Genomic DNA, 12,979 nt, shown 5'->3' on the forward strand with positions numbered 1-12,979 from the left:
ATTGATACTCTAGTTTTTAAACAATCTGTTACTTACTAACCGGTTTGCTAAAAAACAAACTCCACCATCCTACTACTCTACCAATTGTCTCTGTAAAAGCTGCCTTTTTATCTCTGTCTGTAAAAACATTTGTAAATCTAATTATAGTTAGCATAATAATAATCGCATTCCATTTAAAATGATCTTCCAAACTAGGATTATGATTTTTTACACGCCAGACATACCAGCCATTTCTAACTACCATTTTTCCGTATTTATACTGATTTGGCCGCCCTGATGGGGCATGATAATGAGATAGCTTTACTTTAGTATTTATTACATTTCTACCAAATTGCAAAGCTCTTAAACTAAAATCAGCATCTTCATATAAGCCGTAACCAATGAAAAAATTCGAAAACATAATGTTATCAAAAACACTTTTTCTAAATGCCATTGACATACCAATTAACAAATCTACATCATAAGTTTTTCCTGTCATTGGAAAACCACATGTTTTGCCATGAGAATATGCAGGCATTTTACCGGGTCCTAAATTAGAAGCTAAACCTAAATAATTTCGAACAACATTTCGTAAACCTTCTTTATACACAAATCCTTCAAATAAATATTGCCTTTTTGGGTTGTAAGAAACGTTCTCATCTTGCGGCTTCCATTTGTATTCATTTATAGCAACACCTCCAACGCCAATAATATCATTACTATTTTGAAATGTATTTATAATTTCAGCAAAATAATCACGTTCCAGAACTGTATCATCATCTAAAAAGCAAACAATTTCCGAATCTGAGTTCACTTTAGAAATTCCAAAATTACGTTGTCTGGTTAGTCCTCTGTTTTTATCAGACACTAAAAAATATTTAATACTCTTAAAAGAGTTTTCTTTTAGAACGTTTTCTGTATTGTAATTTACTGACCCATCAATTATTAAAATTTCGTTGGGATAAAGCGTTTGATTCTGAACTGATTTCAAAAGTAAAATCAAAGATTCAGGCCTCATATAGGTACAGACTATTAATGAAAATTTCATTACTTATTTTTTAATTCGTTAGCCCAAAATAAACTCTGTTTCCATTGTTTTCGAAAATTGTTCAAGTACTTAATTGGATTTTTTACCTTCTGAACTTTATAAAATTTAAAAAACAATGTTGTTTTATATCCTTTAATCTGTTCTGGTGTTTTATGCAATTGGTTGTACAACATTATTGTTGGTGATGGCTTTGGCTGAATAACATCATTTTGCCAAGCCAGAACTGGTTTCGTTCTAAAACCTCCCATAGGTGCACTTAAGTGCGAAATTTCAGGATCAGGAAAAAATAAAACATCAGCTCCTAAATTCCTTAATTGCATTCCGAAATCACTATCCTCTCCATAACCAAACTCAAATCCCATTCTAAAATGAGCTTTTTCAAGTAAATTACTAGTAATAAAACTATTTCCTGATCCAAAAAAAGGAACTTGATTTACATTGTTATTTTGTTTCTTTTCACCAATTTTTGGATAAAAATTATTTGAAACTCTAGAGCCATATTTTACACAATTTCTGAGGGTATCTTCTATTAAATTTGGTCCGAACCGGTTATCATCATCATTTAAAAAAACCCATTCACTGACCACTTCGTTCAAAGCTAAATTTCTTGCATTACAAGCACCTGCCTGATGTGTAAAAGTATGCTTTATGACAAATGGCCAATTTTCATTTGTAATATAATCAAGTTCTGATGTGCTATCTAAAATTGGATTTTGTTCTACTATAATAACGTTTTTTGGTAAATGACTCTGAACAGACAGATCTTTTAGTACATCGTATAAATATTTTTTTCTTCCGATAGTAGGAATTATAACATCTATGGTGCCGTTTTCAAGTATCTTTTTTACGGATTGAACTTCAACAAGATCTAACAAATTATTATTGACCCTTCTTCTTCGATAAAACAAACTAAAAACAAGTGGCAAAATTGTCACTTTTCTTTCATAAATGAAAAAATTAAGAAATAATAAAAATACCCAACTTAACTTGTAATGTTGTTTTATAAATCTAAATAAAACATATAAACTTTGTTTATCCTTATCTAACTCACCCGCGATATCTTTTAATAATGCTGGTTCAGAGTAACACAACAGTCCCAAAGGCATCGCCAACTTAGCTAAAGAATTCAAAAAATAATCAAAATTGTTTGATATCTTAATTTCATTTCTAAATGGCAATAAAGCTGATGCATGTATACCTCCAACAGAACTGCTCATTTGCCAGGTTGGATAAGATACTTTTTTATTAATATTTATAAAAGGAGTTCCCTCAACATAACCAATACCTTGAGACAAAAACGCGTTTTTTGTCAAACTATAGGAAGCCATTATCTTATGATGATGAAAAATACTTTCTAATTTCAGGAAATTTAAGCTTGCTTTTAAATTGGTATTACACCAAATTATCAAATCATCAGGATAATCATTTGCAATTTTGAATAGTGTACTCGGGATATTGGTTGATAAAATATTGATGTTTTTTCCATCGCGTTCAATCTCTGTAACCTTATTATATTGATGAAAAACAACTATCATTTCTTTAGTCCGTTTTTATTGATTATTGTTTTATAAAATTCAATATTTTCAAAAACAACTTTATCAATATCAAATTTGTCTTCAACTCGAGCTCGGGCATTATCACCCATTTGCAGACAAAGCAGGTCATTTTTCAGTAATTTTATAATTCTGTCTGAATATAGCTGATGATCTTCAGGATGCACCAAAAAACCACTTTCTTCGTCAATAATAAGTTCGTTTGCCCATCCAATATTACTACTAACAACTGGCTTCTTCATTGCCATAGCTTCAATAGTGACCATTCCTAAAGTTTCTGCAAAAGTTGGAAAAACACAAATATTTGCTTTTCTTATATAATTTTGAACTTCATTATATGGAATCTTACCCAAATAATCTACATATTTTAAATCATCATCTTTGAATTGATCTTGCATTAATTGCCATGTAGAATTTGTGCCTGTTTTTATATCTGAAGAATCTCCGCCAATCAAAACTAACTTAGCTTCTGGCGAAAACTTATGCACTTTATTAAAAATTTCGGGTAACTCAAGAACCCCTTTTTTTCTGATTAAAGTTCCAACATAAAGAATTAACCCTTTTTCGTAAGTTAAAGGAAACTCATTTGTAAAATTTCTTAACTCTATACCGTGGTGAATCGTTTTTATAACCTTATTTTTTATGCCAAATAGTTCTTTTGACAGTTCTCCTGCAAAGCTCGTTGGCGCAATAAATGCTTGTGCGCCATTTATTGCTCTTTTTTCAAACCAGAAATTTTTAGCTTTCTGTTTCCTTTTTTCTAAATGGCAAAAGTAGGCATCACTTCCGTGAAAGCGAATCACCAGAGGAACTTTAAAACTCATAAAAGCGGTGATCCCAGTCCAATCCGGTGCTTCAATGATATTTATATTCTTTTCTGCAATTATCTTATTAATAAACTGTTCTATTTTTTTTCTGCTAAAATAAAACTTAAGAAAATTGACATCGCTATCTATTAGACTATAAATAGTAACATTTTCTTCTTCAATAATAAACTCGTCTTTTTGTCCGTATACAAAGACGGAAACCCTAACATTACATTTGCTTAGTTTTTCAACTAAATTGTAAACACTGGTTCCTAATCCACCATCGTGCCCAAAGGCCTTATGGGGATAATGCGATACTATATAAGCAACATGTAAGTTTACATCCATATTTATTTTATTGGAAGCACTTTTTTTAATGCTCTTTTAAGCTCTCTTTTTTTTCTTTTTATAAACTTTTTGAAACTATAACCATAGCCTCCAAAACGGTTGAACTTTCCTCCATAAAAATATAATATGCTGCTACAAGGTTCTAAAAATTCATTCTGATCTTCAACTGATTTTTTAGTTCTTTCTAAATAAACTTCAAAACTTCCTTTTCTTTTTTCGTTTTTTGGAAAAGAAAAAATAGTAGAGAATAAGCCAAAATCTTTTTGCTGAAGAAACTCATTATAATTTAAATACTTTGAAACTTTAAATAATTTAATTAATTGATTAACGACTAAACTAGTTTCTGTTTTTCGTAACTTTAAATAAGACGAATAAATTAATAAAGGAGGCAAAAAATAGTCTTTTTTTATAACATAAATATTGCTAAAGGAATCTGTTTCATTATTAGCCTCGATTATTTTTACGTCAAAATAACTAGAAATATATTCTTTAATTTCGTTATAATTTTTCCTTGCCTTTATATTAAAAGCCGTATCGTTGAGTTTAACTTTATTTTCGAGATGATTAAATTTTATCCATCTATCTGAATAGTAATCTTTATCATTAAGTTCCCGACTCTTTAATCCATCGAAATTTTTTAAAGGTCTTATTATTTTTGAATCGCTTTTTTCACCTAACCACGCTGTCCACCATGAAAAGGTAGAATTACTAATAATAAAGTCATCGCACATTGATCCTAAGCATAATTGCTCGATCTCATTTAGTCCGCTTCCAAAAAAGGCGTTTTCCAAAAAAGAAAAATGAAACTTGCAATATTTTATATCATCACTTAAAATGATTAAACTACAAGATTGCCAATCCGGAAAAAATCGCGCTAAACTATTCAAATAATAATTAATTGGCAACTGAAAATAATCCGGATGATTTACAAAATCGCCTCTTCTAATTGAGATCAAAATTGTTCGCTTGCTAAAAGCATTACTATATAAATTTTTAAGTCTATCAATTAAAGAATCCGAAAACTCAAAATAATACTTTGTTAAAGCTCTATCAAAATATTTCTCAGTTTGCAGCCAGCCGGAAAGATCATAATCTTCTGTGTTTAAATTCCACTCATGATAATTATATTCTTTTTCTTCAACATTTATAAAACTTGAAAAATCTGATGTTAAAAGTGGTAATTTGTTTTTAAAATGATCCTGATATTTCCAGTTTAAAAAAGCATATTGCTGATTATTTGTAGCACTCAATCCAATGGTAGATGCAATTTGAAAAAGCTGGTTTCCCAAATTTCCTTTCTTTCCTATTTTAGAGTATGTTATCATTTTTCGTGAGATCTTCTTTAACCCAAGTGTTTATTTATTAAAAAAATCTTTTAAAATTCTGGCAGTAAACATTCTTGCTCCGGCATCATTCATGTGTCCACATGACGAAAAATACTTATCCTCGATTACTACATTCTCATAATTATGAATTTCAGGATATGCCTTTTTTACTTTATCAAAATAGTTCATCCCTTTAACATTTTCGCACATTGGGGTCATAACTGCAATAAAATTAATATTGTTTTCCTTGCAAATATTTTTTATTTCCTCATAATATTTATTGTGAGGTAAAGGGTTTAGATTTACAATATCATTTTTCATATTACCATTTTTATGCTTCTGTAAAGGATAAAAACCAAAATTATCCAGCGCATTTGTTTTTTTATCAATCATAGTAAAGGCAACTTCTCTAAATCCTATTTTAGAGTCGTATTTTATATACCTGTAAAATGGCAAATAATATATTTCATTAAAATTTTCCTGATCCTCGAACTGATTTTTTATTATAGTTGAATTATGAATGTAAGGTAAAAACTTAGCTGAAATTGGTTCAGATCTGTGTTCAATTGCAAGGTTAAGATCCGCTTCGACAATAACATTTTTAATTTCCCATTTTCTTTCAACCATTAATTTCAATAACAATGAGGCTTCAAATAAATGAGCTGCACTCATTCCATAATTAAAGGTTTTTAAACCTTTATCCTGAAACATTTGCGCCACAAAATGATTATTAGCCCTTGATGAACCTAGAATAACTACATCGTATTTCTCGGATTTTGAATTATAAACATTTTCAATTTTTCCTCGTCTTTTAGCTTTCATGAAAACAGCTGTATAAACTCCATCTAAAACAACCGCTATAAAAACTGTTAGAAGAACTATCTTGCTTATATAAATTAGAAAATTTTTCATTAAAATTGGAAATATATGAATTCTTTATAATCTGAAAAGGTTCCAAAAGCCATTATTGCAGCTATTGCCAAAGCTATTTTAAACACGCTTCTTTTTCCTGAAAGTGGTTCTGTTTTTGTTCGATTATTCCATTCTACACAAACAAATATCCCTATTATGAGAAGCAACTCATAATTGTAACGATCATTTTCCATATATTGAAAACCGAAATTTCTGTTCGTAAAAATTTGCTTTAAATATAAAACAGCATCTGATACTGTTTTGGCTCTAAAAAACACCCAGGCAACACAGGTCAATAAAAAAGTATATAGAATACTCATTACTACTTTTACAGAATCAATATTCCATTTTAGTACAACTGCATCCATATTATTTCTATTTCTATTTGATAAAAGTAAAGGCAGAAAATAAACGGCATTTATAAAACCCCAAAAAATGTATGTCCAACTTGCTCCATGCCAAAAGCCACTAACTACAAAAATGATAAACGTATTTCTAACTTTCATCCAAATTCCTCCTTTGCTTCCGCCTAACGGAATATACAAATAATCCCGAAACCAGGATGAAAGCGAAATGTGCCAGCGTCGCCAAAATTCGGCAATATCTCTTGAGAAATAGGGATAATTGAAGTTTCTTAATAAATCTAAACCAAACAATTTTGAAACTCCTAATGCAATATCAGAATATCCTGAAAAGTCTCCATAAATTTGAAAGGCAAAATATATTGCTCCTAAGATTAGTGATGAAGAATTCATAGCTGTGTAGTGATCAAAAATATCATTGGCATAAGTTGCACATGAATCTGCAATAACTACTTTTTTAACCAGACCCCAAATAATTTGACACACACCATCCTTAGCCATCTGAAAATCAAATTCTCGTTTTACTTTTACCTGAGGCAGTAAATGTGTTGCTCTTTCTATAGGACCGGCAACTAATAATGGAAAATAACTTACGAATAAGGAATAGTCAATGAAGTTATATTCGGCTTTTATTCTTTTATAATAAATATCAATTACATATGATAATCCATGGAAAGTATAAAATGAGATTCCAACCGGAAGTATTACCTTTAATAAAATTGGACTTGCCTGAATTCCAGCTGAATTTAGCAATTCAGAGAACGAAGTAGCGAAAAAATTGTAGTATTTAAAAACACCCAAAAAACCGAGATTAACTGAAATACTTAACCAAAACCAAAATTTTCTATTTTTTTCTGACCTCCCTTTTTCGATTTGAATTCCGGTGTAATAATCCAGAAATGTAGAAAAAACTAATAAAAACAGGAATCTCCAATCCCAACAAGAATAAAAGTAATAACTGGCAACTATTAATAAAGCATTCTGGGTACTTTTAGTTTTATTAAAAACAAACCAATACAAGAAAAATACGATTGGCAAAAAAATGGCAAAAGCCAGAGAATTAAAAAACATAAAATTATATCAATATTTAAATAACACAAGTATTTTACTTGCGAAGATGTTTTACAAAACTATGCTACTATTTTTTTTATAGCTTGAAAGATACGTTGAGATGCATATTGTGGTGAATGTTGATTAATTTTCTCAAACCATTCTTTGGCATTTACAACTATATGCTTTTGATTTTCTAAACCAAATTTTATTTTTTCAGCAATTTCATCTGAATTGTTTACCCATATTACCGCTTCTTTATTTGGCATAGACCTGAAATGCACGTAATTATAAATTTTATCTACAGACCAGTTTTCATCATTTTTGTCGACCACATCATAATTAATAAAAGCACATGGTTTTTCATGACTTGCATAATCAAATACCATTGAAGATCCCAGATTTACAACCATCTCTGTATGCATAATAGTATTAGTCTGTAAAACCAGATCTGCTTTTGTTGGCAAAACGGTATTCCATTGTTCCCCATTTTTCTCCCAAAGTGGTTCAATTGGATTTATAACGTCTTTATAATCTTCGAGCACTTTATCATAACGATTTGAAAAATCTACGGGGCATCGTCTAAAAATAACGCCTAACGAATATCCGTTTTTATTCAGGTTTCGAACAGCATTTCCTATATCCGATAAATATTGTGGATCATCAGGACAGGTTACAAGATCATCACCAGAGTAACAAATGTATTTTTTGTTTAGATCTAATTTATTTTGCTCAAAGAAAGTTTCTCTCGAGACTATATTATCAATCTCAAAATGTGCTTCAAACTGCGGAGTTCCTGTAACAAATATTTGATTTTCTTTTATGTACGGATAATAATGCAGTAATTCTTTTTTCATATGTTCACTCCATACAAAATAAAAATCCGTTTCAACAACCATTGTTGCTTTTGGCAAATTATCCCATGAAAAAATGAAAGTTGCTGTTGGTATTCCTAACTCCTGTGCAGCTAAAAGAGGCGCAATTGCCAAAACCGGACGTTGATTAGTACAGAAAACTATAGCAGGTTTTTCTTCTTTAAGTGTTTTTAAACAGTCTTGAAAGTAAGCTGTTTTACACTCTAATTTTTTAATTTTTTGGCGAATTCGTTCTAGTCCTTTTGGAGAAGAATTCATAGTAATTAAAAACTGAGCTAATAAATTTTTAACTGCTGGTTTTATTGATTTATATGAAAAGGGAAAGCGATAATCATTGTACACATTATCATTTTCTCTTTTTATATTTAAATCAAGTTCAATATGTTTTCGGGCATTTTTATAACTATCGGCTAACGGATGCGATTTTGCTTTGTTTATTTTTATCTCTTTAAACCCTAAATCAGTTAATTTAAAAGGAGTATTGTTCCAATATTTAATTTCAAAATTCTCATCCAGTCCTAGCTGGTTAAATTTCGAAAAAGCAAAATTCCTAAGGCCGACCCCATCAGGTAAAAAAATAAAAATTTTATTATTTTTCATTAACTGTCTCTAAATTGTTTTTGGTGATTGAGCTGCCAAATATCCGATTTTTGCAGACATTCCAAAAACAAATCAGTACTATTTCCGTTACCAAAATCATGATCTGCATGCTGAATTTCATGTGAATCTATAATTTTCAACGCTTCTTCGATTCTCTTTTGAGAATAATCTGTATTGACAATATCGGCATGAACAGCCCTATTTTGCTGACGAGTACCAATATTAATAATTGGGATTCCGTAATATGGAGCTTCTCTAATTCCGGCACTGCTGTTACCAATTATAAATTGACTGTTTTTTAATAAAGTCAGAAAATACTCAAATCGCAACGATGGAAATATTCTAAATCTTGAATTATTTTTTATTGTATTATAAGCATCAATAATAAACTGACTTCCCAGATCATTATTTGGATAAATTATAATATAATTATGATTATCATTAAGTAACGAACTTACAAAATCATTGGCATATTTTTTCATATGCTGAAACTCGGTTGTAACCGGATGAAACATGACAATAGCATATTGATCAAAATCAATCTCATAATATTTTTTTACCACCTCAAGTTCGGGCAATTGATCTGAAAACATGATGTCAATATCGGGAGAACCTATTTCAAAAACAGATTGTGGAATCTCGCCCATTTGCAACAGTCTTTTTCTTGCTTCAGCATTAGAAACAAAATGAATGTGACTTAGTTTACTAACACTATGTCTAATTAATTCATCGACAGTTCCTGAAATTTCTCCTCCTTCAATATGGGTAACCAGAATATTATTTAGGGAGCCAACAATAGCACCGGCAAGTGTTTCGACGCGATCACCATGAACCACTATCATATCTGGATTAATGTTTTTACAATAATTTGATAACCCTTCAATGGTTTTAGCAAGAGTCAAGTCCATTGTAGTTTCATGGGTATGATTTTCGAAAGTATGTATATTTTTAAAATTGCAACGCTCAATTTCGATCAAGGTGTAACCATACTCTTCTTGTAAATGCATACCGGTTACAAATACAAAAACCTCAAATTCCTGTTGTTGTTCAAGAATTGAAATTAGTGATTTGATTTTTCCAAAATCAGCTCGGGTCCCGGTTAAAAAAAGGATTTTCTTCATTTCTATTTTACTGAATATCCTCCCAAATTAATTGTTCGTCATTCTCAATATCACGTGTCGCAATTTTACCAATTAAATCATTAAAATGTTCTGCCAAAATTTTACCGGTTCCCGGACGTTTTACCCAAATATTTTCTTTTGTAAAAACCTCTCCTTTTTTAATGGATGAAATTGCACAAACCGTAGCAAATGCAAAATCAATTGTAACTTGTTCTTCTTGTGCCGGTACTTTAGTTCCACCACGCATTTGAGCAATTTCGGCTGAACCAATAATTAAATCTTCACATGCTTTTTCGTCCATACTACAAACAATATCCGGACCTGTACGTTGCATATGATCTGTAAAATGACGCTCAAGAATACTTGCTCCAAGAGCAACTGCTCCTAAACAAGCATTATTATTTAAAGTATGATCACTTAATCCAAAAACTTTATCAGGAAATGCTTCATGCAATTGTATCATCGCACCAAATCTTACGAGGTGAATTGGTGTTGGATATAAATTGGTTGTATGCAACAGAGCAACAGGAATGTTGTGTTTATCAAAAACGTCAACTGCTTTTTGAACGCTTTCGATGGTATTCATTCCAGTACTTAAAATTACTGGTTTTCCAAATGAAGCAATATGTTCTAATAAAGGATAATTATTACACTCACCCGAGCCAATTTTATAAGCTGGAATATCGAATTTTTTGAGCCTTTCAGCCGCGGCACGAGAAAAAGGAGTTGAAATAAAAATCATACCTTGACTTTCAACATAATTCTTAAGTTCTAATTCATCTTCTTCGTTTAAAGAACAGCGTTCCATAATTTCATAAATAGAAACATCTGCATTTCCCGGAATTACTTTTTTTGCAGCTCCACTCATTTCATCTGCCACAATATGAGTTTGGTGTTTTACGATCTCAACACCCGCTCTTTTTGCTGCATCAACCATTTCTTTGGCGACTTTTAATGATCCTTCGTGATTAATTCCAATTTCAGCAATTACCAAAGGTGGATAATCTGGTCCAATTTTTCGACCTGCAATTTCTATATATGGATTCTTCATTCCTTAATAAATGTATTTTAAAACTTATTATTCTTTAAACTTGTAGCTCTCTTTTTAATTACCTCATTTCAATGTAATTGGAGGAATATTTATTATAGTGGTAATAAATCTTATGATTTTAATATTTGAAACCTGAATACTACTTTTTGCTATTCATCATAGTATTTATAAAATTTGCATATTCTAAATCTTCTAAAGTATCGATATCAACTTTTGCAAAAATATGATCAACTTCTAATGGAAAAGCTTTTTCTGAAATCAAGATATCATTTAAGACTAAAGATGCTTTAGCTATATATAACAATCCATTTTCAAAAAAAAGTGGTTCTAAATCCTGACTTCTCTGTCCTATTTTATAATTAAAGGGATAGAATTTATTGTCTTTAATTTTTCCGAATTTCTGGTGATTTCTCGAAACTGTAAATAGACTATCGTAATTTGCTTCCTCATATATCTTAAAAGCATCATTCAATAAATCTTGTGGTCGTAATGGATTTGTTGGCTGCAACAAAACTATGTTTTCAACATCTTTAATGCCAACAGATTCTAAAACATGCTTTAATGCAGTAATGGTAGGTTCCAAATCTCCTGAAATGGATGCTGGCCTATCTATAACTTTTGCTCCAAATTGTAAAGCAATTTTCTTTATTTCATCATTATCTGTCGAAACGTATATCTCGTCTATTATTGCTTCATTCTGTTTAGCATACAAAATAGAATGTGCTAATAATGGCAGTCCTGCAAAAACTTGAATATTTTTTTCAGGAATACGTTTTGAACCTCCTCTAGCTGGAATTATTGCGATCGTTTTCATTAACTCAAACTCTTTTTAGCATTTTGGATTATTGTATTCATTCCGACATTCCAATTTTGCATAGAATATAAATCTTGTGGTACAGCGAAATTGTTAGTCGCATTTTGATTCAGAAATAACTCTATTGCATCAATCCATTCTTGCACGAAATTTGGATTTTCAATAAGTTTTCCTAATTTTCCATATTGCAAAACTTCAGAAACTCCGCCGTTAGCAGAAGCAATGCAATAGCATCCGCAATTTAGGGCTTCTATTAAACTCAATCCAAACCCTTCTTGCCAAAGTGTGGGAAATAAATAACAGTCTGCAATTTGGTAATATTTTGGCAAATCATTATTGGGAATTTTTCCAAGAAAAGAAACTCCATCTATTTTAATTTCACGATCTGCTCCTATTATAAGCAAAATAATATCTTTTTCGTGATTATATATTCTTTTCCAAACTTCTAAAATAAGGTCTAATCCCTTTTTAGGACGGTCTTGAGAACACCAGACAAATACTTTTTTATTACTAATTTTTAATTCTTTTTTTAAAGCTATCTTTTCTGAATCAGGTATTTTATGAAATTTAGAAGTATCAACACCATTATGCAATACCGAAAATTTTATTGGTAAAACTGTATAATAGTTTTTATGTGCCTGATACGAATCATTGGTCAATACGACCATTTCATTTATATTTTCAAAAAACCATCTTCCAAGAAAATTTTCATAAAAAGGTGAAAATCCATGATAAAAAAACTGGATGTAACATTGACTTCTTTTTCCTTTTCTTTCTAAAAAATCAATAATAGGTTTAACGATTCCAAAATTATCAATAATTTGAATAATGAATTTATCTTCTTTTTCAAGAATTTTTTCAAGCGCTTTTAAATAACCCAAATATGGATTTTTTGAAATTCGCTTTTGAAATTTCATAGAAAATGAATTTGCGACAAATTGGTATTGAATTCCTGAATAAAGTCTCTCAGGTTTCGGGCAAATAATATGATCTATCTCATGATGATTACTCAAATAATTATCATATAAAGTAGTCCAGCTCCCAATTTTGGAATATGGTAACGGAACTTGAGAAATCAGAATTACTTGAGGCATTGTAGTAGGATTTGGGTAAAAATAATAAAATTTAAATCTTT

General features: G+C 30.4%; 11 protein-coding genes. All 11 read right to left on the reverse strand.

The window, feature by feature from the left end; translation table 11 throughout:
* Positions 1 to 28: 28 nt before the first annotated feature.
* Positions 29 to 1,027 (reverse strand): glycosyltransferase family 2 protein, encoded by a 999-nt coding sequence (locus tag CHB81_RS10520; RefSeq protein ID WP_089351860.1) that lies wholly within the window; start codon positions 1,025 to 1,027, stop codon positions 29 to 31.
* The gene (locus CHB81_RS10525) at positions 1,027 to 2,562 is read right to left on the reverse strand and encodes a glycosyltransferase family 2 protein (protein WP_089351861.1); all 1,536 of its coding nucleotides are present in this window, start codon (positions 2,560 to 2,562) and stop codon (positions 1,027 to 1,029) included. Before CHB81_RS10525 ends, CHB81_RS10520 begins: the two co-directional genes overlap by 1 nt.
* Positions 2,559 to 3,734 carry a glycosyltransferase family 4 protein gene (locus CHB81_RS10530; protein ID WP_089351862.1) on the reverse strand — a complete coding sequence of 392 codons (1,176 nt, stop codon included), beginning with the start codon at positions 3,732 to 3,734 and terminating at the stop codon, positions 2,559 to 2,561. The genes CHB81_RS10525 and CHB81_RS10530 overlap by 4 nt, the downstream gene beginning before the upstream one ends.
* 2 nt (positions 3,735 to 3,736) lie before the next feature.
* A complete protein-coding gene (locus tag CHB81_RS10535; protein ID WP_089351863.1) occupies positions 3,737 to 5,059 on the reverse strand; it encodes an alpha-1,2-fucosyltransferase in 1,323 nt (440 codons plus the stop codon).
* A gap of 30 nt (positions 5,060 to 5,089) precedes the next feature.
* On the reverse strand, positions 5,090 to 5,971 hold the full coding sequence (locus tag CHB81_RS10540; protein WP_089351864.1) for a hypothetical protein: 882 nt from the start codon (positions 5,969 to 5,971) through the stop codon (positions 5,090 to 5,092).
* The gene (locus CHB81_RS10545) at positions 5,971 to 7,404 is read right to left on the reverse strand and encodes an MBOAT family protein (RefSeq protein ID WP_089351865.1); all 1,434 of its coding nucleotides are present in this window, start codon (positions 7,402 to 7,404) and stop codon (positions 5,971 to 5,973) included. Before CHB81_RS10545 ends, CHB81_RS10540 begins: the two co-directional genes overlap by 1 nt.
* Positions 7,405 to 7,463: 59 nt before the next feature.
* Positions 7,464 to 8,858 (reverse strand): UDP-glycosyltransferase, encoded by a 1,395-nt coding sequence (locus CHB81_RS10550; protein ID WP_089351866.1) that lies wholly within the window; start codon positions 8,856 to 8,858, stop codon positions 7,464 to 7,466.
* Positions 8,858 to 9,979 carry a UDP-N-acetylglucosamine 2-epimerase gene (neuC, locus tag CHB81_RS10555; protein ID WP_089351867.1) on the reverse strand — a complete coding sequence of 374 codons (1,122 nt, stop codon included), beginning with the start codon at positions 9,977 to 9,979 and terminating at the stop codon, positions 8,858 to 8,860. The genes CHB81_RS10550 and neuC overlap by 1 nt, the downstream gene beginning before the upstream one ends.
* Before the next feature lie 7 nt (positions 9,980 to 9,986).
* Positions 9,987 to 11,030: an N-acetylneuraminate synthase gene (neuB, locus tag CHB81_RS10560; RefSeq protein WP_089351868.1), complete on the reverse strand. Its 1,044-nt coding sequence runs from the start codon at positions 11,028 to 11,030 to the stop codon at positions 9,987 to 9,989.
* 139 nt (positions 11,031 to 11,169) lie between these two features.
* Positions 11,170 to 11,844: an acylneuraminate cytidylyltransferase family protein gene (locus CHB81_RS10565; RefSeq protein WP_089351869.1), complete on the reverse strand. Its 675-nt coding sequence runs from the start codon at positions 11,842 to 11,844 to the stop codon at positions 11,170 to 11,172.
* Entirely contained in the window at positions 11,844 to 12,938 is a 1,095-nt protein-coding gene (locus CHB81_RS10570) for a glycosyltransferase family 4 protein (RefSeq protein ID WP_089351870.1), read from the reverse strand. Before CHB81_RS10570 ends, CHB81_RS10565 begins: the two co-directional genes overlap by 1 nt.
* Positions 12,939 to 12,979: the final 41 nt, after the last annotated feature.

Source organism: Flavobacterium sp. ov086, from assembly GCF_900187965.1.
In the GTDB taxonomy this organism is placed as follows: domain Bacteria; phylum Bacteroidota; class Bacteroidia; order Flavobacteriales; family Flavobacteriaceae; genus Flavobacterium.